Source organism: Sphingobium sp. MP9-4 (genome assembly GCF_005281675.1).
Taxonomy (GTDB): Bacteria; Pseudomonadota; Alphaproteobacteria; order Sphingomonadales; family Sphingomonadaceae; genus Sphingobium; species Sphingobium yanoikuyae.
Genome location: NZ_LUFI01000001.1, coordinates 83,389 through 104,605, shown reverse-complemented (window position 1 = coordinate 104,605; position 21,217 = coordinate 83,389). Strand labels below are relative to the sequence as shown.

Here is a 21,217-nt window from a genome sequence, read left to right as displayed (position 1 = left end):
TCGTGCGCATGACCGCTGGGTTACGCCATGATGACGGCCCTTGCGGAACCGGGACCGCCTTTCCCATCTTCTGCATCTGATGGCGCACTGGATCGAACCCCACCCCACCGGCATCTATGTCCGCCCCGCCGATGCGTGGATCGACCCGTCGCAGCCGCAGGAACGGGCGCTTGTCACCCATGGCCATGCCGACCATGCGCGCGGCGGCCATGGCCATGTCTGGGCCACACGGGAAACGCTGGCGATCATGGCACTGCGCTATGGCACGGCCAGCGGCACGGCGGTGGGCTATGGCGAGGAGATCAGACTGGGCGGCGTCACCATCCGCTATGTCCCCGCCGGCCATGTGCTGGGATCGGCGCAGATCATCCTGGATCATGCCGGCGAGCGGGTGGTGGTGACCGGCGACTATAAACGCCGCCCCGACCCGACCTGCCTGCCGTTCGAGCCGGTGCCCTGCGACATCTTCGTGACCGAGGCGACCTTCGGCCTACCCGTCTTCCGTCATCCCGACACCGGCAGCGAGATGGACCGGCTGCTCCATACGCTCCATGCCAATCCCGATCGCTGCGTGCTGGTCGGCGCCTATGCGCTGGGCAAGGCGCAGCGGGTGATCTGCGAGTTGCGGGCGCGCGGCCATCATGACCCCATCTATATCCATGGCGCGCTCGAACGCATGTGCGCGCTCTACCAGGATTTCGGCGTCGACATGGGGAAGTTGCGCGGCGCGACTGGCGTGGCGGCCAAGGATATGCGCGGCGCAATCGTGCTGGCGCCGCCCTCCGCGCTCAACGATCGCTGGAGCCGCCGCCTGCCCGACCCGATTGCCGCCATGGCGTCAGGCTGGATGCGGGTGCGCCAGCGCGCCCGTCAACGCAATGTCGAACTGCCTTTGGTCATTTCCGACCATGCCGACTGGGATGAACTGACCGACACCATCCGCGAAGTCGCGCCCAGCGAGACCTGGATCACCCATGGGCGCGAGGAAGCCCTGCTCCACTGGTGCATGACCCACCAATATCGCGCCCGCGCGCTCGCGCTGGTGGGCCGCGAGGATGAGGAGGAAGGGTGATGCGGGCCTTTTCCCAACTGCTCGACGGCCTCGTCTATACCCGCTCGCGCAACGGCAAGCTGGCGCTGATCGCCGCCTATATGCGCGAAGCGCCCGATCCCGACCGGGGCTGGGCGTTGGCGGCGCTGACCGGCAATCTCGACCTCAAGGCGGTGAAGGCATCGGCCATCGGCGAGATGATCCGCGCCCGGACCGATCCCATCCTGTTCGAGATGAGCCGCGACTATGTCGGCGACCTGGCCGAAACCGTCGCCCTGCTCTGGCCCCGCCCCGGCAATGAACCGACCGAACTGAACGACGGCTCGCTCAGCCTGTCCGGCGTCATCGACCGGCTGCACAATGTCAGCCGCGCCGCCGCACCGGATGCGCTGGCGCAGATGATGGACCATCTCGACGCATCGGGCCGCTTCGCCCTGCTGAAACTGGCCACCGGCGGCCTGCGGGTGGGCATTTCCGCCCGCCTCGCCAAGACCGGCTTTGCCCAGGCCTTCGGCCTCGACGTCGACGATGTCGAACAGGTCTGGCACGCCCTCGCCCCGCCCTATGCCGCCCTGTTCGACTGGGCCGAAGGCCGCAGTGCCCGTCCCGACCCGGAGGGCACGCCCTATTTCCGCCCCTTCATGCTCGCCCATCCGCTGGAAGCCGACAGCGTCGACCTTGCCGACTATGCCGCCGAATGGAAATGGGACGGCATCCGCATCCAGATCGTCGGCACCGGCCCAAAAAATGGAGGCGAGACGCGCCTCTACAGCCGCGCGGGCGACGACATCACGGGCAGCTTCCCCGAGATCGCGCAGGCCTTCACCGGTCACGCCGTGCTGGACGGCGAATTGCTGGTGAAGGGGGAATTTCAGGGCGCCAAAGAACATGGAGGCGCTGCGGCCAGCTTCAACGCCCTGCAACAACGGCTCGGCCGCAAGGCAGTGAGCGCCAAGATGATGGCCGACTACCCCGCCTTCGTCCGCCTTTATGACCTGTTGATCGAGGGAGACGAGGACCTGCGCGCCCTGCCCTGGACGCAGCGCCGCGCGCGCCTCGAAGCCTATATGGCGCAACTATCCCCCGACCATTTCGACCTGTCCGCCGTCATCGACGCGCCCGATTTCCAGGCGCTCGCCGACATCCGCGCCGGCGCCCGTGATGCCGCGATCGAGGGGGTCATGCTCAAGCGCCGTGACAGTCCCTATGTCGCCGGGCGCAAGGCCGCGCTCTGGTACAAATGGAAGCGCGATCCGCTGACCGCCGACTGTGTCATGATGTATGCCCAGCGCGGCCACGGCAAACGCTCCTCCTTCTATTCCGACTATACGTTCGGCTGCTGGACGGCGGATGGCGAATTGCTGCCGGTGGGCAAGGCCTATAGCGGGTTCACCGACGAGGAACTCAAATGGCTCGACCGCTTTGTCCGGGGCAATACAGTGAACCGCTTCGGCCCGGTCCGCGAAGTCGAAAAGACGCTGGTGCTGGAGGTCGCGTTTGACTCCATCCACGACAGCAAGCGCCACAAGTCCGGCCTCGCCATGCGCTTCCCCCGCATCGCCCGCATCCGCAAGGACAAGCCGGCAGCGGAGGCGGATACAGTCGAGGGATTGAAGCGTCTGGTCAGCTGAAGCATAAGGACCAGAAGGAGAACGAGGATGGCCTATAGCGGAAGCTGCCATTGCGGCGCCGTCACCTTCACAGTCGATGCCGATCCGCCCAGCGAGGCGATGAGCTGCAACTGCTCGCATTGCGGCCGCAAGGGCTTCATCCTGACCTTCGTTCCGGTCGACCAGTTCCGCCTCGACAGCGGCGCCGAGCAACTGACCGACTATCTCTTCTACAAGCACGCCATCACGCATCAATTCTGCAAGACCTGCGGGACGGAAGCCTTCGCGCTCGGCAAGTCGCCCCAGGGTGAAATGCGCGCGATCAACCTGCGATGCGTGCCCGCGATCGATATTGAAGCACTGACCATCCAGAAGATCGACGGGGCCAGCTTCTAACTCTGACTTTGCTCTGTCACGCGACGCCCCTATATGGGCGCTTTCGCGCGTCCGGCGCGACCACAGTTATGGAGCAGTTGAATTGAGCAAGGTTCTGGTCATCGGCGCAGGCGGCGTCGGGTCTGTCGCGGTCCACAAGATGGCGATGAACCCTGATATTTTCAGCCACATCACGCTGGCCAGCCGCCGCCTCATCAGCTGCGAGAAGGTCGCCGAATCGGTGAAGAAGCTGGTCGGCGTGGATATCGACGTGGCCCAGGTCGACGCCGACAATGTCGAAGAGACCATCGCCCTCATCCAGAAGGTCCAGCCCAAGCTGGTCGTGAACCTGGCGCTGCCCTATCAGGATCTGGCGATCATGGACGCGTGCCTCGCGACCAAGACCGACTATCTCGACACCGCCAATTACGAGCCGCGCGACACCGCCAAGTTCGAATATAGCTGGCAGTGGGCCTATCAGGAACGCTTCAAGGAAGCCGGCATCATGGCGCTGCTGGGTTCGGGCTTCGATCCGGGCGTCACCAGCGTCTTCGCCAGCTATATCAAGAAGCATCTGCTCGACACGATCGACACGCTCGACATTCTCGACTGCAATGGCGGCGACCATGGCCAGCATTTCGCCACCAACTTCAATCCGGAAATCAACATCCGCGAAGTGACCGCCCCGTCGCGTCACTGGCTGAACGGCGAATGGGTCGAAGGCCCTGCGCTCAGCCACAAGCAGGTGTTCGACTTCGATCAGGTCGGCGAAAAGAACATGTACCTCATGTATCATGAGGAACTGGAAAGCCTCGCCACCCACTATCCCGAAATCAAGCGCATCCGCTTCTGGATGACCTTCGGCGACGCCTATCTCAAGCATCTCGAAGTGCTGCAGAATGTCGGCATGACCCGGATCGATCCGGTCATCTATAATGGCCAGGAAATCATTCCGCTCCAGTTCCTGAAAGCCGTTCTGCCCGAACCGTCGAGCCTGGGTTCGACCACCAAGGGCAAGACCAATATCGGCGACATCGCGACCGGCCAGAAGGATGGTCAGGAAAAGACCGTCTATATCTATCAGGTCTGCGACCATGAGGACGCCTATGCCGAAACCGGCAACCAGGCGGTCAGCTACACCACCGGCGTGCCGGCGATGATCGGCGCCGCCATGATGCTGACCGGCACCTGGAAGGGTGAAGGTGTGTTCAACATCGAGCAGTTCGATCCCGATCCCTTCATGGATATGCTGAACAAGCATGGCCTGCCCTGGCAGGTGAAGGAACTGGACGCGCCGCTGGCCTTCTAAGCGACACGCGATATCACATGCCGCTCCACTCATTGGACCTCGTGTTCATAGGAGCGGGGCGGCATGTTGATCCGTGACAGCGGGATGATGGAGGGGATGGAATGCGAAAGCTGACAAGCGCCATTCTGGCGCTTTCTCTTTTTGGAGCGCCGGTTTCTGCGCAGCAGCCCGCCGATCCCTACGCCCCGGCCAAGGCCATCGTCGCCGACGTCAACCGCATCGTGACGCCGAACGGCGTGCAGGAAAATCTGGTCGTGACCTTGGGTGGCGCGCGGCAGGCGATCAATGTGCGCGGCGCCGACCGGGCCAACCCGATCCTCCTATACGTCCATGGCGGCCCCTGCGCGGTGGAAATGCCCTTCGCCTGGTCGTTCCAGCGGCCATGGGAGGATTTCTTCACCGTCGTCCAGTGGGACCAGCGCGGCGCGGGCAAAAGCTATGCGCTGAACGATCCCAAGGCGATCGCGCCGACCATGACGCTGGATCGCTATCGTGACGACGCGATCGAACTGATCGACTATCTCAAGGCCCGCTATGGCAAGCGCAAGGTCTTCCTGCTCGGCCATAGCTGGGGCTCCGCCGTCGGCCTCTCGGTAGCGATCAAGCGGCCCGACCTGCTCTATGCCTATGTCGGCATGGGCCAGGCGATCGACTTCCGCGCCGGCGAACGCATGGGCATGGACTGGACCATCGCGCAGGCCAGGAAGGCCGGCAACACCGATGCCGTAAAGGCGATCGAGGCGCTTGCCCCCTATCCTGACAGCGGCCCCTTCACGATCGATAAGGCCGATGGCTGGCGCCGCCATGCCATTCCCTATGGCTCGCTGATGGCCGACCGGCCCGACCCGACGCTCTATTTCCAGACGCCGCGCCTGTCGCCCGACTACACACCCGAAGACCGAAAAGCCTGGGGCGTGGGCAGCGAATTTTCGACCATCACCCTGTGGCCACGCGTCGCCGATGTCAGCTTCGCCAAGGTCCGCGAAATGAAGCTGCCGGTCATCATGCTGCTCGGCCGCATCGACTATACCGTGCCTTCGCCGCTCGCCGCGCAGTGGATGGACCGGTTGAAAGCCCCCGCCAAGAAGACCATCTGGTTCGAGCATTCGGCCCATATGCCGATGGTCGAGGAACCCGGCCTGGTCCTCAAGGCCCTGATCAACGATGTCCGCCCGCTGGCGGATCAGGAGTAATATTTCATGGAAACCAAGGCTGGCGATCCCGCCGCTTTCGCCCATTTCGACCTGTACCGCGTCCCCTCGCCCGCCTTCGTCGTCGATGAAGCGGCGGTGCGACGGAACCTGTCGGTGCTGCGCGATATCGGCGACCGCGCCGGGATCAAGGTTCTGGGCGCGCTCAAGGCCTTTTCCATGTGGTCGCTGGGCGGCGTGCTGGGCGAATATCTCGACGGCGTCTGCGCCTCGGGCATCTATGAAGCGCGCCTAGGCCGCGAGGAATATCAGGGCGAGGTCGCGACCTATTGCGCTGCCTACAAGCCTGACGATCTGGCCGAAATCCTCAAGATTTCCGACCACGTGATCTTCAACAGCCCCGGCCAGATCGCCCGCATGAAGCCGGTGATCGATGCCGCCCGCGCGGAAGGCCGCATCTTCGACATCGGTCTGCGCATCAACCCCCTCCACCCGGAGGGCGAGGTGCCCAAATATGACCCCTCGCAGCCGCACAGCCGCCTGGGCTTCCCGGTCAATCAGTTGCGCGCAGAGCATCTGGACGGGGTGGACGGCCTCCACGTCCACAATCTGTGCGAACAGGATTTCCTGCCGCTCCAGCGCACCTGGGCGGCAATCGAGCCGTTCGTCATGCCCCATGTCGCCGGCCTCAAATGGCTGAACTTCGGCGGTGGCCACCATGTCACCCGCGCCGACTACCAGATCGACGAGCTGATCGCCTTCCTTCAGGCGATCAAGGCGCAGACGGGCCTTGAACTCTATATCGAACCCGGCGAAGCGATGGCGCTCGATGCCGGCATCCTGGTCGGCGAGATCCTGGACGTGATCGACAATGGCATGCCCGTCGCGATCACCGACATCAGCGCCACCTGCCACATGCCCGACGTGATCGAGGCGCCCTATCGCCCCGCCATGCTGCATGAGCAGGACGAAGGCCCGGTCACGCGCCTGGGCGGTCCATCCTGCCTGGCGGGCGATATCATCGGCGATTATCGGGTGCCCGGCGGCGCCGAACCGGGTGCGCGCATCGCCTTCCTGGACCAGGCCCATTATTCGATGGTGAAGACCAACACCTTCAACGGCGTGCCCCTGCCCGCCATCTGGCTGTGGAATTCCAAGAGCGATGAACTCCGGGAAATCCGCAGCTTTTCCTATGCGGATTTCAAGGGCCGGCTGTCCTGATTCCACTCCCGATTCTACCCGGCCGGGCGTGTGAATTTCCACGTTAATTCCGTGGAAACTATCTTTCGTCCGGCCGAAATATCCTGCCTTTTCAACAACCCATCCAGCATGACGCACGTTTCATAGCGGGCTGCGCAACAAAATTTTCATATGCGCTTTACAGGGGGGACCCCACCGCATATATCGGCCGCTCGCTGCCCCATGGGACTTCCACCGCAAGGCAGCTTTTTCGCCCTGAACTACACTGGAGGTCCCTTGAGTTGCACAAGCATCATAGCGCGCTGGGGGTAGCGACCGCCCTCACACCGGCAGCACCGGTAACGCTGATCCGTCCCGAAGCCGCAGCTCGGGCCGCCCGTTTCTTCACTGAGAAGTTTCCGGGTCGCTCGCTCTATGCAGTCAAGGCGAATCCGTCTCCTGATCTGATCCGCAAGCTTTTCGATTCGGGCATCACGCATTTCGACGTGGCCTCGATTGCCGAAGTGCGTCTCGTTGCCGAAACGCTCGAAGGCAAGGCCAAGCTCTGTTTCATGCACCCGGTCAAGGCCGAGGAAGCGATCGCGGAAGCTTACCATGTCCATGGCGTGCGCACCTTCTCGCTCGACACGATCGACGAGCTGGAAAAGATCATGCGCGCCACCGATGATGCGACCGATCTGGAGCTGTGCGTGCGCCTGCGCGTTTCGTCCGAACATTCGGAACTCAGCCTGGCGTCGAAGTTCGGCGCGGAGCTGGGCGAGACCCGCGAACTGCTGATGGCAACCCGTCAGGCTGCCGATGCGCTGGGCATCTGCTTCCATGTCGGCAGCCAGGCGATGAGCCCCCAGGCCTATAGCGATGCGATCGAGCGCGTGCGCGCCGCGATCGTCGATGCGGCCGTCACGGTCGACATCATCGATGTCGGCGGCGGCTTCCCGTCCATATATCCGGGCATGGAGCCGGTCGCGCTCGAAAATTATTTCGAGGCGATCCACCGCGGCTTCGAAAGCCTGCCGGTCAGCTACTCGTCGGAACTGTGGTGTGAACCCGGCCGCGCGCTGTCGGCGGAATATAGCTCGATCATCGTGCGCGTCGAACGCCGCCGTGGCCAGGAACTCTACATCAACGACGGCGCTTATGGCGCGCTGTTCGATGCCGCGCATATCGGCTGGCGCTTCCCCGTCGCCCTTCTGCGCGAGGATGAGAGCGAGGAAGAGCTGGAAGGCTTCTCCTTCTATGGCCCGACCTGCGATGACATGGACCATATGGTCGGCCCGTTCATGCTCCCGGCGGACGTGAAGGTCGGCGACTATATCGAGATCGGCATGCTCGGCGCCTATGGCGCGGCAATGCGCACCGGCTTCAACGGCTTCACCTCGGAATCGACGATCGAAGTGTCGGACGAGCCGATGGCCAGCCTCTATGCCGAAACGCTGCCGGCCCGTCGTCGCGCAACTGTCATCAAGCTCGGTTAAGACGGGCACCGCTCCCCTTTAGGAGAGGATGCCCGTCCAACGGCCCGCATAGGCCGAGGATCGAACGAAAGACTATATCCCTCGCTGCCGCCCCCTCGCAGCGAGGGATTTTCTTTGGGGCATTTTACCCCTCCACGACGGTGTGAACTTCGTAGGAAATCGCTCAGGGGCGCCGGAAAATCCCGACCAGTTCGACATGGGTGGACCAGCGGAACTGGCCGACCGGCATGACGCTGTCGAGCACATAGCCACCCGCCACCAGATGCGCGGCGTCGCGGGCGAAGCTGCCCGGATTGCATGAGACATAGGCGATCAGCGGCACCGTCGACTGCGCCAGTTGCATCGCCTGTTCGCGCGCACCCGCACGCGGAGGATCGATCACCACGGCGGCAAAGCGGTTCAGTTCCTCGGGCGTCAGCGGCCGGCGGAACAGGTCGCGATGATCGGCCACCATGCGCCGCTGCGCGCGATGGCCGGCGAGTTTGAGCGACAGCACCAGATCGCGCGCGCCCTCCGCCGCATAGACCGGTCGATTGGCGCCGATCGCCAGCGCAAAGGTGCCAAGGCCGCAGAAAAGGTCGGCGACAGCGCCGGTCGCGGGCAGCGGGTCCTGCACTGCCTTCACCAAGGCAGCCTCGCCATCGGGCGTCGCCTGCAGGAAGGAATAGGGCGGGAAGCCGACCGCCACGCCGCCGAAGCTGACGGTCACCGGCTCCGGCTCCCAGCGCGTCTCCGGACCGTCACCCTGATCGATGGTCAGCCGCGCCAAGGCGTGTTCGCGGGCAAAATCCCCCAGCGCCTCGTCCGCTGCCAGCCCCTCGACCTTCACGCCTTCCAGCAACAGGTCGACGCCCTGATCGGTCAGCGACATGCGCACATGCGCGGCGCGCTTGTCGGGCAGGCAGGTCAGCAGCATCGTCCGCAGCGGCGCGATCAGCGCGAACAGGCGCGGATCGAGGATCTCGCACATCGTCAGATCGACCAGCACATGGCTGCCCTGCTCGGCAAAGCCGATGTTGATCCGCTTGCCCTGCCGCGAGGCGCGCAGCGAGGCGCGGCGACGCGTGCGCGGTGGCGAAACATGGGCCGGCAGCACCGTCTGCGGCACTACGCCCTGCCCGGCCAGCGCACCGGTCACGCGGGCGCTGACGAAATCAGCGAGGCTCGGCTCGTCAATCTGCTGCAGCTCGCAGCCACCGCAACCGGGAAAATGGACGCAGGGCGCATCGACATGGTGCGGGCCGGCGACGATGCTGCCGTCAGCAGCGATCCGGTCGCCCGGTGCTACCAGTGCGAAATGCCGCCCGTCGGCGGTGACGCCATCGCCCTTGGCGGCGATGCGAAGGATGAGATCATTATCTTGGGTCACAGTCGCGAGCCGATAGCGGCTGGAAGCGCGGCAAGCAAATCATCCGCGACAAAAGCCGGGCCAACCCGTCGCGCAGCGTCCCCATGCAGCCACACCGCCTCGCACGCCGCACGGAAGGGATCGCCGGTCACGGCCAGTCGCCCGACGACCAGGCCAGCCAGCACATCGCCCGTTCCGGCTGTAGACAGCCAGGTCGAAGCGCCCCGCGCCACCGCTACTTGGCCATCCGGCGCGGCGATCACGCTGTCCGCGCCCTTATAGACCACAACCGACCTCGTCATGCGGGCGCCGGCCAGCGCCCGGTCGATCTTGCTGCCCGGCAGATCGCCGAACAGCCGGACGAATTCGCCTTGATGCGGGGTCAGGATCGATCCGGCCGGGATATGGGTAGCTGCCCTTGCTGCCAGCAAGGTGAGCGCATCGGCGTCCAGCACCAGCGGCCGCTTGCATGCCAGCGCAGCATCAAGCCGCATCTGTGCCCCATCCTCCCGGCCCAATCCCGGACCGACCAGCACGGCCGCCAGCCGAGCTTCGGAAAGAGCATCGCTGAGGACAGTTTCATCCTCAATCTGCTGATGAACGATGGCATGTGGCCTGGCCTCACAAGGCGAAGCGTCATAGCGCCTCACCATGCCGGCACCGGAATGGGCCGCCGCAGCCGCTGCCAGCGCTGCCGCGCCCGGCATAAGACCGCCGACAACGCCAACCAGACCTCGGCTATATTTATGCGCAGCGGCAACAGGCGCGCGAAGCCGCGGCGGTGCAAGCACATGCATGTCCTGCGGCATGGTCAGGCCGATGTCCGCCCTCACCAGCTTCCCCATGAGGCTGGCCGCCGGCTGCAACAGATGCGCGGGCTTGAACGCGCCCAATGCGATCGTCACGTCGAACTTCGGCACCGCCGACAATAGCTGGCCGTCATCCGTCCCCACGCCGCTCGGCAGGTCTATCGCATAGCTGTGATTGGCATGCGCCACCAATGCGCCCAAGCGTTCCGCTACCGCCGCATCCAGGCCACGCGTCAGCCCCGTGCCGAACAGCGCGTCGACCAGTTGTGCCGCCGGCGCGGCATCGGCCAGCGACTCTACCGGGCCGTCCCACAATGCCCTGGCCCGCAGGGCAGATGCAGTGCGACTGTCACCCAGGGAGGCAACCCGCACCGGCACACCCAGTTCGCGCAATATATGCGCAATAACAAAGCCATCACCGCCATTATTGCCAGGACCACAGAGGATCAGCGCGTCCCGTCGATGCCCGGCACGCCAGATGATCTGCGCCGCCGCCGCACCGGCTCGTTCCATCAGTTCATAGGGATCGACGCCAGCATCAAACGCCGCCTGCTCGGCCGCACGGATGGCTGCTGCCGTCAATATCGGGTCGGGCACCATCAATTCGGCTTGGCCGCCACGGTAGCGGGCAGCCGATACCGGTCGGCACCGATCGTCACTTCGACCAGCCCCTTGTCGATGATAGTGAGCTTTGCGTCCTCGGCACCATCGGCCGAAACCAGGCCGCGCCCGTCCTGCACGATCCTCAGCCGCCGGAACCCGCCATCCCGATGGCGCAGCGTCAACATGTCGCCCTCGCGTTCGACGCCACATTCTCGCGACCAAGCGCCCTTGCCGATCGCGCAGTCGATCAGGCTGTCGTCATCGGCGATCGCCCCACTCCCGCCGCCCTTGCCGTCACATCCCGCCAGGGCCAGCCCCGCCAACATCAGTGCGCCAGACAATCGCAGCCCCATCAGAACATCTCCTTTCGACATCCTCTATGGCCCGGCGCGCCAGGCCCGACCATCAACTCAGCCGGTTACGGCATTCCAGCACGATCGGCCCGAGCAGATCGGCAAAGCGGCGCTGCCCGGCAGCATCGCCAACCAGATCCTGCCGCATCTCGATCCCCAGATAGGGGATGCCATTGGCTTCCGCATGGCGGTTCATGGTCGCGTTGAGCAATTGGCCAGAATAGGGCAGCTGGTCGCCGACATTCAGCCCCGCCGCCTCCAGCATCGGAATGGCGATCCGCGCCGCCCGATCATCCTGATTATAGAGAATGCCGATATCCCAGGGCCGCTGCTGCGCCGGATCGCTTGCCAGGCGCGGCGTGAAACTATGCATGGACAGGATGAAGGGTGACGTCATGCCGTCAAGCATGGCCGCCACCTGATGATGATAGGGATGATGGAAGCGGCGCATCCGTTCGGCCAGATCGGCGTCGCGATTACCCGGAATGGCATGGCCGTCACTCATCACCGGCAGCAGGCCGGGCGCATCCTCTTCGCGATTGAGGTCGATGACCAGGCGGGAGATGCCGGCCAGGATCGCGGAGCAGTTCAGTTGCGCCGCGAGCAACTGACTGACCTCCGCCACACCTATGTCGATCGCGATATGTTCGCGAAGCAGCGCCGGATCGATGCCCAGGTCGATATCGTCGGGGACATGGGCCGAGGCATGATCGGCGATGATCAGCAGGTCGAGATCGCCCTCCCGCACAGTGGTGAAGGCTTCGCTCATGATGTCCTGATCCTCGTTTCCATCACCCACCAATCCGGATGATCGCGGCGCAGGGCCGCCGCGGCCTGCACCATGGCCTGCCCGTCATCGAACAGCGCAAAACAGGTCGCGCCCGATCCGGACATGCGCACCAGCCGGGGAGCTTGCGCCTGCAACGCCTGCAGCACATCACCGATCACCGGCGCCAACAGCCGGGCCGGCGCTTCCAGATCATTGCGACCGGCGCGCGCAAGCCCATCAATATCCAGCGCATCGAGCGCACCGCGATCGATCCTGTCCCAGCCGGCAAAGACCGACGCCGTCGAGACGCCGACCCGCGGATTGACCAGCATCATCGGCCGGCCCGACAGGTCGTCCAGCGCCTGCGCCTCCAGCAGCTCGCCACGGCCGCGCACCAGTTGCGTGGTACTGGCCAAGCAGGCCGGCACGTCCGAGCCAAGCAACAGGGATAATTGCTGTAATACAGCGTCTTCCACGGTGATATTCCAGAGACGCATCAGCAGGCGTAGCGTCGCAGCCGCATCCGCCGAACCGCCACCAATGCCGGATGCAACCGGCAGTCGCTTGTCGAGCCGAATATCGGCGCCGACCGTTACCCCGGTGGCCGCCTGAAGGCGCCGCGCCGCTCGCATGACCAGATTGTCATCGTCGCCGCTCAGGCCAGCACCACAAGGGCCTTCCACGGCGAGCGTGATGACGCCATCGTCGCGCTGACGGGCATGGAGAATGTCCCCATCATCGGCAAAGACGAACAGGCTTTCCAGCGCATGATAGCCATCCGCGCGGCGCTCGCGCACATGCAAGGCCAGATTGACCTTTGCATAAGCAATTTCAGTTAGTTGTTCGGAAATATTCACAGAATTTCGATACAATCTCAGGGCGCAGCATATTCGGGTTTCAAGCCTTCACGGGCCTTAGCGTCAAGCCGATTGGCGACATCCCCCTCCGCGAAGACCGCTGCTGCGCGCCAGGCGTAGCGCGCTTCATAGCGGCGACCGGCGGTCCACAATGCGTCGCCCAGATGTTCGTTGATCGTGGCATCACCGGGCGCTCCGGCTGCGGCGCGTTCCAGCACCGGGACTGCGCCTTTGACGTCTCCGGTCACGAACTTGGCCCAGCCAAGCGAGTCCGTGATCGAGGCATCCTGGGGCTTGAGCGCACTCGCCTTTTTCAGCAGGTCGAGCGCCACATCGACATTCTGCCGCCGTTCGATCTGGGCATAGCCGAGATAATTGAGGATGACCGGTTCATTCGGGGCCATGATAGCGGCCTTTTCGAGCACCGCACGAGCCTCGTCCCACCGCTTGCCCTGCTCCAGCGCGCTGCCTTCGAACAGCAGTAATGCCCAAGGCAGGCTGTCAGCCGAATAGCCTGCCTGCGCACGATGGAAAGCGGATGCAGCGCCGTCGAAATCGCCGGAGTCCGCCAGCAATCGTCCAAGTCTTACAAGGCGTTCTGGCTCGGCTTTAGGAGCCGATGCCAGGCTTTGCGCCAGTGCGATCGCGCCGTCGCGATCCCCCGAGGCCGCCAGTGCCTCGACCAGCTCCGCCTGGGCGAGCGCGCCGTACCAGCCAGTCACCGGCACCTTGCGCGCTTCCACCGCCGCATAATTGGCGAGATCGCCCGCCACCAGCAGCTTCGCCGCCACCAGATGTGGCTCGGCCGCGGCAGGATCGGCAAAGGTCGCGATCCGCGCCAGACGAATGCCCAGCGCCGTGCCCGTTTCGTCGGACGCGATGTCGACCGCCAGACGGGCCAGCAATTGCGCAAAGCCCTGCCTGGGCGTGAAGGGTGCGGCAATCGCTCCCGGCACCTTGCCGCGGGCAACGTCCGTACGGGCCTTGGCGAAGCTCGCTTCATCGGCGGGCAGCAGGGCCAGGGCATCCGCCTTCGCCCGGCGCCCGGCCAGTTGCGCGGCGAAGGTCAGGCGCAGCGCTTCGTCATCCGTCACGCGCAAGGCCAAGGCACGGCGCATCGCGCCAATCGCCTCTTCCTTGTCGCCCCGCGCCATGGCCTGCAACGCCAGATGCTCGTCGAGATAGCGGGCGCCCAGCGCGCCGAACTTGTCCTTGCTATCGATGACGGGCGCCACATAGCGGCGCTGGCCCAGCGATATCCAGCTCTGCACGATCGGGGCGAGGAAGGAGAAATTGCCCTCCTCCACCAGCCGGTCGGTGAAGGTCTGCGCCGCCGCCCAATCCTTGCGCCCCAATGCGTCGCAAATCCGCAGCAAGGTGCCGTCGCGCGGCAGCATGCCGCCCTCATCCAGCAACGCGGCCGATTGCAATGCCAGCGGCATGTCGCCGCTTTCCAATGCCTGGACATAGGAACGGCGGGCAATGGCAAGGCTGGTCGGATCGCCGGCGAGGGCCACACGATAGCTGTCGACCGCAACGCCCAGCGCGCCTTCACCATCGGCAAGGCGCGCGCGGGCATAGGCATGCAAGGCCATATCGGGATCGACCGATGCGCCGGCCACGGCCGGCAGCATCAGCAACAGTCCTTGAATCAGGCCCCTACATGTTCGGATAATTCGGTCCTCCACCGCCCTCGGGCACGACCCAGTTAATATTCTGGGTCGGGTCCTTGATGTCGCATGTCTTGCAGTGGACGCAATTCTGCGCGTTGATCTGGAAGCGAGGCTCCCCTTCATCCAGACCGACCACTTCATAGACACCGGCAGGACAATAACGCTGAGCCGGCTCGTCATAAAGGGGCAGATTGTAGGAAATCGGGACCGACGGATCCTTCAACTGCAGATGGACCGGCTGGTCCTCCTCATGATTGGTGTTCGACAGGAACACCGAGGACAGACGGTCGAAGCTGATCACGCCATCGGGCTTGGGATAGGCGATCTTCTCGCACTGGTCCTTGCGCCACAATTTCTCGCAATCGGGCTTGTGCTTCATGGTGAAGGGCAGACCGATCTTGAGCGTGCGCATCCACATGTCGATGCCGGCCAGCAGCGTGCCGATGGTGTTGCCGAACTTGGCCAGCAGCGGCTCGGCATTCTTCACCAGCTTCAGTTCGTCCGCGATCCAGCTGGAACGCAGCCGATCCTCATAATCGTGCAGCACGTCGCGCGCGCGCTCGTCCTGGATCGCCTCGAACGCGGCCTCGGCGGCCAGCATGCCCGACTTCATGGCGGTATGGCTGCCCTTGATGCGCGGCACGTTGACGAAGCCGGCCGAGCACCCGATCAGCGCGCCACCGGGAAAGACCAGCTTGGGGATCGACTGCCAGCCGCCCTCGTTGATCGCGCGCGCGCCGTAGGAAACGCGGCGGCCACCCTCCAGGAACTTGCGGATTTCCGGATGCTGCTTCCAGCGCTGGAATTCCTCGAACGGATAAAGGTGCGGGTTGCGATAGCCCAGCCCGACGACGAAGCCGAGCGCAACCTGACCATTGGCCTGATGATAGAGGAAACCACCGCCATATGCGTCGGTTAGCGGCCATCCCTGCGTATGGATGACAAGACCCGGCTGATGCTTGGCGGGATCGATGTCCCACAATTCCTTCATCCCCAGGCCATAGACCTGCGGCTCGCAATCGGCCTCCAGGTCGAACTGGCGCTTGAGGATCTTGGTCAGGTGGCCGCGCGCGCCCTCCGCAAAGAAGGTATATTTGGCGTGCAGCTCCAAGCCCGGCTGATAGTCCGCCTTGCGCTCGCCATCACGGGCAATGCCCATGTCGCCGGTCGCGACCCCCTTCACGCTGCCATCCTCATTGTAGAGGATTTCGGCGGCGGCGAAGCCGGGGAAGATTTCGACGCCCAGCCCCTCGGCCTGCTCGGCCAGCCAGCGGCACAAATTGCCCAGCGATCCGGTATAGGTGCCCTTATTGTGCATCCAGCCCGGCGTCATGATGTGCGGCATCGCCATCTTGCCCGCCTTGGACAAGACCCAATGCTGGTTGTCGGTGACCGGAACATCGGCCATCGGGCAGCCCTGCTCCTTCCAGTCGGGGATCAGTTCATCCAGCGCCTTGGGATCGACCACCGCGCCCGACAGGATATGGGCGCCGATTTCCGACCCCTTTTCCAGCACGCAGACGGCCAGTTCCTGCCCTGCGGCATTGGCCAATTGCTTCAGCCGGATCGCTGCAGACAGGCCAGCCGGTCCCCCACCGACGATGACGATGTCATAGGGCATCGAATCCCGTTCGCTCATAATCCCTCCATAAAGGCGCCCGCCAGCACATGTCCGGCCATCCGGTCGCCTTATTACTCCAACGTTTTGACATTCCACGCGATGAAGATTCTTGACCCTCGCGTCAACCTCTGGCCCAAGGGCATCGTGATGCGGGGATTAGAGCGGGACTTTGGAGCCGCAGCGCCTGACGCCTATCTGGCGTGGTGGTCGCTGGCGGGGGTGGACGGCGCCGTAGCGGAAGCACCAGTCAACTGGTTGCGGCCGCAGCCGACGCGCGCCCAGCTGGCCGAGCAGGCTGCGAAGGCCTTTGCTCCGCCGCCGCCCGAAAAACCCAAGACGCTCGACGCCTATCTCGAATGGCTTGCCAGTGATTCGGCCCAGCCCGAACGCAAATGGCCCGGCACCCCGATCCTGCCGACCGGCCCGGCCGAAGCATCGCTGATGGTCATCACCGACATGCCTGACATGGCAGATGCCGGCGCGGGCCATTTGTTTGCCGATCGCGCGGGCGCTCTGTTCGATGCCATGATGCGGGCCATTGGCCTGCGCCGTGACGATATCTGCCTGGCCTCGCTGTTCACCGTCCGCCCCGCCGGCGGCATGGTGGAGGCCAGCGATCTGGCCCATGTCGCCGATCGCATCAGGCTCCATGTCCATCTCGCCGCGCCGCGCCGCCTGCTCCTGCTGGGCGATCGGACGGTCCGTGCGCTGCTTCCGACCGATGGCGCCGACCGGCCCACCGGTTTACGCCCCTTTAACCATGATGGCGGCACTGTGCCCGCCATTGCCACATTCCATCCGCGCCTGCTGCTCAGCCAGCCCGCGGCCAAGGCGGAATGCTGGCGCGCCCTGCAAAGCCTGATTGAGGAAGATCGCCCGTGATTCGCGTTGCAACCCGCATTTCCAGCCTTGCCCTGCTCAGCATGAGCGCGGCGCTGGCGATCCCGGCCGGCGCCAAAGCGGCCGAAACCCTCCCCACCTTGCCGACCAGTTCCACCGTCAACACGCCGCTGCAGCTGTCCGATGGCGACAAGGCGCGTTACAATGCCATCTTCGCCGCCCTGCGCGACCAGAAATGGTCGGATGCCAAGGCGATGATCCTGGCACTCGACCCGCAGGATGCGGTTCGTCCGCTGGCCCTGTCGGAACTCTATCTTGCCAAGGGGTCGCCGCGCGTCGAGCTGTTCGACCTGCTCGACCTCGTCAACAAGGCAGCCTGGCTGCCCAAGGCCGACCAGCTTTCCCGCCTGGCGCAGAAGCGCGGCGCGACCATCCTGCCCGATCTGCCGCAGGTGCAGAAGCTGGTATGGCTGGGCTCCGCCCCGCGCCGCCAATATGTCAGCGGCAGCAAGACGGACGTTCTGGCCCAGAGCCTGTCGGCCCAGATCCTGACCTTCATCAAGAATGACGATCCGGCCGGCGCGGAAGGGCTGCTTGCCGCCGGCGAAGCCGGGCTGACGCCCGAAGGCCTGACCGAGGTGCGCCAGCGTGTTGCCTGGGCCTATTATATCGAAAGCGACGATCTCAACGCGCGCCGTATGGCCGCGCGCGCGCTCGAAACCCGTACCGGCGGCGACTGGACTGTGCAGGCTCACTGGACGACGGGCCTGGCCGCCTGGCGCCAGAATGATTGCCGCGCTGCCGCCCCGGCCTTCGCCAATGTCGCCGCGCTGGCGGGCGACGCGGACATGCGCGCGGCCGGCGCCTATTGGGCATCGCGCGCCTATATGGTCTGCGGCGAGGCCGAGAAGGTCGAGAATATGCTGAAGCTCGCGGCGCGATCCGACGAGACCTTCTATGGCCTGCTCGCCCGCGAGAGCCTGGGCATGCCACTGGGCGGGGCGACCATGAATGCGCGCTTCAGCGACAATGACTGGCGCCAGCTCAAGGACAGTCCCAATGTCCGCAGCGCGATCGCGCTGGCCGATATTGGCGAGAATGGCCGCGCCGACGAGATATTGCGCTATCAGGCGAAGCTGGGTGGCACCGCCCAATATGATGCGCTGCTGCGCCTGGCCAGCGCGCTTAATCTGCCCGCAACCCAGCTCTGGCTCGCCCATAATGGCCCGGCCGGCAAGCAGCCCGACAGCTTCGCCCGCTTCCCGGCGCCGGCCTGGCGGCCGGACGGCGGCTGGCGCGTCGACCCCTCGCTGATCTACGCCCATACGCTGCAGGAATCCGGCTTCCGTTCGGACGTCGTCTCCAGCGCCGGCGCCCGCGGCCTGATGCAGGTGCGCCCCGGAACCGCCGGCGATGTCGGCCTGTCGAACGCATCGCAATTGTTCGTGCCGTCCACCAACATGGAATATGGCCAGCGCTATCTGGAATCGCTGCGCGACATGAGCGCGACCGGCGGCCTGCTGCCCAAGGTGATGGCCGCCTATAATGCCGGCCCGCTGCCGGTCGAACGCTGGAACAGCGAGGTGAAGGACAAGGGCGATCCGCTGCTCTTCATCGAATCCCTGCCCTATTATGAAACCCGCGCCTATGTGAACATCGTCATGCGCAACTATTGGATGTACCAGATCCAGGCGAAGGGCGAGGCGGATTGCCTGACCGGCATGGCGCAAGGCATGTGGCCAACCTTCCCCAATGCCAAGGGCGTCAAGCTAGTGCGTCTCAGCAAGGCCGATGGCCGGGCGATGATCGCCGGCGGATCGGACTGATGCCGATCGATGAGGGCCGGACCTTCCTGCCCGTCCGCATCGCCGTCCTGACCGTTTCCGACACCCGCACCCTGGCCGATGACCGGTCCGGCAATACGCTGGTCGATCGCCTGACCGGCGCGGGCCATATCCTGGCCGACCGGTTGATCGTCACCGATGATCGCAGCGCCATCGTCGCGCGCCTTCACGCCTGGATCGACGATCCGCAGGTTGACGTGATCCTGACCACCGGCGGCACCGGCGTCACCGGCCGCGACGTCACGCCCGAAGCCCTCGCTCAGGTGCAGGACAAGGAAATTCCCGGTTTCGGCGAGCTGTTTCGGTGGCTCAGCTATCAGTCGATCGGCACCTCGACCATCCAGTCGCGCGCCACCGCCTGCGTCGCGCGCGGCACCTATATCTTCGCGCTGCCCGGTTCGACTGGCGCGGTGCGGGATGCCTGGGACGGCATTCTCGCCAGCCAGCTCGACAGCCGGTTCCGTCCCTGCAATTTCGTCGAGCTGATGCCACGCCTCACCGAGCGCTGAGCGGCTGTTTGAAAAATCGCGAAAGGGCGATTTTTCGTTACGGTTCCAGCCCGCTCCCCCGCCCAACCACCCGACAGGATGACACTGGATCGGGTGGTTGGGCGGGGGAGCGGGGCGGAACGGGCTTTCTCAAACAGTCTCTACGCGCCCTTACTTCTTGAGCGTGGGCGCCGGGTTCTCCTTGAAGAATTTGCTGAGTTCGCCGAGCATAACTGACCACCAGTCGACCACGTCGGCGAAATTCTCCTGGTTGAGACCGCCGATCGTGCTGACGTCATAGGACACGTCCAGCGTCTTGTCGTCGGCCAGCGACATCTGGATGAAGCGCTTGGACTGGTTCCACTTGTTCGCCAGTTCGACCGTGTTGCCGCCATCATCTGCGAAATTGATACCGAACTGCAACGAGTTGCAGTCCTTCATCTCTTCGCAGCCATAGAAATAGATGGTGAAGTTATAACCGCTGGCAGCGCTCTCGATCATCGGGTTACCGGTCGACTTGCTCTTGGTCAGCGCCGCCTTGTAACCTGCCGCCTGCAACGCATCGACCACCGACTGGGGCCGGCTGGCGCAGACCATATTTGCGGCACAATCCGTCGTCGGCGTCGCGGCATCGGCCGCGCCTGCCATCAACATCAGAGCCGGAACAAGCCACCAAGCACGCATGATATTTCCCCCTGCTTTCAAGGGGCCAGCCATGACGCGTCGGAAGCGACCTTGTCAATAAGTTCCTGATATGTTTTTATTTCAAAATGGCAATTATCCCCGGACGCGGCGCAACGCACAACCAGGCCAGCAGCCGGTTCAACCTGGCCGCGCGCGAGGCGGACGGCGACTGGCTCGACGCCGTGGAAGCGATCGACGGACCGGCCCAGAAACTGCGCACCAGCGTTTCGCTGATTACGCCGCGCACGATCATCTCGCGCAACGCGTCGCCCGACATCGCCTTCTCCCAGTCGATCAACGCCTATGCCGGCTGCGAGCATGGCTGCATCTATTGCTTTGCCCGCCCGACCCACGCCTATCATGATCTGTCGCCGGGGCTCGACTTCGAGACGCGCCTGTTCGCCAAGCCGGATGCAGCGACATTGCTGCGCAAGGAATTGTCGCACCGGAACTACAGCGTCTCGCCGATCGCCATGGGCACGAATACCGATCCCTATCAGCCGATCGAGAAGGATTGGGGGATCACCCGCCAATTGCTGGAGGTGATGGTGGAATGCCGCCATCCGGTCTTCATCACCACCAAGTCCGACCGCATCCTGCGCGACATCGACCTGCTTGCCGATCTGGCGCGCGACAATCTGGTCGCGGTGATGATTTCGGTCACCTCGCTCGATCCCAAGGTCGCGCGCACACTGGAGCCGCGCGCGCCCCATCCCGAGCGACGGATCGCCACCATCGCCCGACTGGCCGAAGCTGGCGTGCCGGTATCGGCAAACATGTCGCCGATCATCCCGGCGATCAACGATCATGAGATCGAACAGGTGGTGGCGCGGCTCGCCATGGCCGGCGCGCAGGACGTCAACTACATCCTGGTCCGCCTGCCGCATGAGGTCGCGCCACTGTTTCGCGCTTGGCTGGAAACCCATTATCCCGATCGCGCCGCCAAGGTGATGGCGATGATCCGGGACATTCGCGGCGGGCGCGACAATGATCCCGATTTCGGCAGCCGGATGCGCGGCCAGGGCGTCTGGGCCGACCTGACCCGCACCCGCTTCATCAAGGCACGGCGCAAGGCCAATCTGGGGCAGGCGCGGATCAGCGTCCGCACCGACCTGTTCCGGTCGCCCGAAGGCGCGCAGATGCAGCTTTTCTAAAGG

The 21,217-nt window shown here is 64.4% G+C and carries 19 protein-coding genes; 11 read left to right on the top strand and 8 right to left on the bottom strand.

The genetic code is table 11. The features are described 5' to 3' along the window. The first annotated feature begins 79 nt into the window (after nt 1-79). The 7 genes from A0U87_RS00525 to A0U87_RS00495 all read left to right on the top strand — a co-directional run bounded on the left by A0U87_RS00525 (nt 80) and on the right by A0U87_RS00495 (nt 8,171). Complete coding sequence (locus A0U87_RS00525) at nt 80-1,072, top strand: ligase-associated DNA damage response exonuclease (protein ID WP_048937141.1); 993 nt, start codon at nt 80-82, stop codon at nt 1,070-1,072. After that, entirely contained in the window at nt 1,072-2,682 is a 1,611-nt protein-coding gene (locus A0U87_RS00520) for a cisplatin damage response ATP-dependent DNA ligase (protein ID WP_048937142.1), read from the top strand. Before A0U87_RS00525 ends, A0U87_RS00520 begins: the two co-directional genes overlap by 1 nt. A 27-nt stretch (nt 2,683-2,709) precedes the next feature. Then, nucleotides 2,710-3,057 carry a GFA family protein gene (locus A0U87_RS00515; RefSeq protein WP_048937143.1) on the top strand — a complete coding sequence of 116 codons (348 nt, stop codon included), beginning with the start codon at nt 2,710-2,712 and terminating at the stop codon, nt 3,055-3,057. An 82-nt stretch (nt 3,058-3,139) separates the two neighbouring features. Then, a complete protein-coding gene (locus tag A0U87_RS00510) occupies nt 3,140-4,345 on the top strand; it encodes a saccharopine dehydrogenase family protein (RefSeq protein WP_048937144.1) in 1,206 nt (401 codons plus the stop codon). Between the two features lie 101 nt (nt 4,346-4,446). Further along, nucleotides 4,447-5,538 carry an alpha/beta hydrolase gene (locus A0U87_RS00505; protein ID WP_137405173.1) on the top strand — a complete coding sequence of 364 codons (1,092 nt, stop codon included), beginning with the start codon at nt 4,447-4,449 and terminating at the stop codon, nt 5,536-5,538. Between the two features lie 6 nt (nt 5,539-5,544). Further along, nucleotides 5,545-6,717: a carboxynorspermidine decarboxylase gene (locus A0U87_RS00500; protein WP_048937146.1), complete on the top strand. Its 1,173-nt coding sequence runs from the start codon at nt 5,545-5,547 to the stop codon at nt 6,715-6,717. Nucleotides 6,718-6,977: 260 nt separating this feature from the next. Then, nucleotides 6,978-8,171: a type III PLP-dependent enzyme gene (locus tag A0U87_RS00495; protein ID WP_048937147.1), complete on the top strand. Its 1,194-nt coding sequence runs from the start codon at nt 6,978-6,980 to the stop codon at nt 8,169-8,171. A 163-nt stretch (nt 8,172-8,334) separates the two neighbouring features. On the opposite strand, the gene A0U87_RS00490 is transcribed toward A0U87_RS00495, so the two are convergent. From A0U87_RS00490 to A0U87_RS00460, 7 genes are read right to left on the bottom strand one after another with little or no spacing between them, the layout of a single operon-like run. Next, entirely contained in the window at nt 8,335-9,540 is a 1,206-nt protein-coding gene (locus tag A0U87_RS00490; RefSeq protein WP_048937148.1) for a class I SAM-dependent RNA methyltransferase, read from the bottom strand. Further along, the gene (locus tag A0U87_RS00485; protein ID WP_048937149.1) at nt 9,537-10,928 is read right to left on the bottom strand and encodes an NAD(P)H-hydrate dehydratase; all 1,392 of its coding nucleotides are present in this window, start codon (nt 10,926-10,928) and stop codon (nt 9,537-9,539) included. The genes A0U87_RS00490 and A0U87_RS00485 overlap by 4 nt, the downstream gene beginning before the upstream one ends. Next, nucleotides 10,928-11,284 carry a hypothetical protein gene (locus A0U87_RS00480; RefSeq protein WP_048937150.1) on the bottom strand — a complete coding sequence of 119 codons (357 nt, stop codon included), beginning with the start codon at nt 11,282-11,284 and terminating at the stop codon, nt 10,928-10,930. Before A0U87_RS00480 ends, A0U87_RS00485 begins: the two co-directional genes overlap by 1 nt. A 52-nt stretch (nt 11,285-11,336) precedes the next feature. After that, the gene (locus A0U87_RS00475) at nt 11,337-12,053 is read right to left on the bottom strand and encodes an N-formylglutamate amidohydrolase (RefSeq protein WP_048937151.1); all 717 of its coding nucleotides are present in this window, start codon (nt 12,051-12,053) and stop codon (nt 11,337-11,339) included. Further along, nucleotides 12,050-12,910: a 4-(cytidine 5'-diphospho)-2-C-methyl-D-erythritol kinase gene (locus A0U87_RS00470; RefSeq protein ID WP_048937152.1), complete on the bottom strand. Its 861-nt coding sequence runs from the start codon at nt 12,908-12,910 to the stop codon at nt 12,050-12,052. Before A0U87_RS00470 ends, A0U87_RS00475 begins: the two co-directional genes overlap by 4 nt. A gap of 17 nt (nt 12,911-12,927) precedes the next feature. After that, nucleotides 12,928-14,544, bottom strand: coding sequence for a tetratricopeptide repeat protein (locus A0U87_RS00465; RefSeq protein WP_048937249.1), 1,617 nt, complete (start codon nt 14,542-14,544; stop codon nt 12,928-12,930). Nucleotides 14,545-14,569: 25 nt separating this feature from the next. Continuing rightward, nucleotides 14,570-16,222 carry an electron transfer flavoprotein-ubiquinone oxidoreductase gene (locus A0U87_RS00460; RefSeq protein ID WP_048937153.1) on the bottom strand — a complete coding sequence of 551 codons (1,653 nt, stop codon included), beginning with the start codon at nt 16,220-16,222 and terminating at the stop codon, nt 14,570-14,572. A gap of 81 nt (nt 16,223-16,303) precedes the next feature. Between A0U87_RS00460 and A0U87_RS00455 the strand changes: the two genes are divergently transcribed. Genes A0U87_RS00455 through moaB form a run of 3 tightly spaced genes read left to right on the top strand, consistent with a single transcriptional unit; the run spans nt 16,304 to nt 19,397 of the window. Continuing rightward, nucleotides 16,304-17,086: a uracil-DNA glycosylase family protein gene (locus A0U87_RS00455; RefSeq protein WP_048937154.1), complete on the top strand. Its 783-nt coding sequence runs from the start codon at nt 16,304-16,306 to the stop codon at nt 17,084-17,086. After that, the gene (locus A0U87_RS00450; protein WP_048937155.1) at nt 17,083-18,870 is read left to right on the top strand and encodes a lytic transglycosylase domain-containing protein; all 1,788 of its coding nucleotides are present in this window, start codon (nt 17,083-17,085) and stop codon (nt 18,868-18,870) included. Before A0U87_RS00455 ends, A0U87_RS00450 begins: the two co-directional genes overlap by 4 nt. Further along, entirely contained in the window at nt 18,870-19,397 is a 528-nt protein-coding gene (gene moaB, locus A0U87_RS00445; RefSeq protein WP_048937156.1) for a molybdenum cofactor biosynthesis protein B, read from the top strand. The genes A0U87_RS00450 and moaB overlap by 1 nt, the downstream gene beginning before the upstream one ends. Nucleotides 19,398-19,547: 150 nt before the next feature. Here moaB and A0U87_RS00440 read toward each other — a convergent pair whose 3' ends face one another. Further along, nucleotides 19,548-20,060, bottom strand: coding sequence for a YbjN domain-containing protein (locus A0U87_RS00440; RefSeq protein ID WP_048937157.1), 513 nt, complete (start codon nt 20,058-20,060; stop codon nt 19,548-19,550). An 86-nt stretch (nt 20,061-20,146) separates the two neighbouring features. Between A0U87_RS00440 and A0U87_RS00435 the strand changes: the two genes are divergently transcribed. Next, the gene (locus A0U87_RS00435) at nt 20,147-21,214 is read left to right on the top strand and encodes a PA0069 family radical SAM protein (protein ID WP_137405172.1); all 1,068 of its coding nucleotides are present in this window, start codon (nt 20,147-20,149) and stop codon (nt 21,212-21,214) included. Nucleotides 21,215-21,217: the final 3 nt, after the last annotated feature.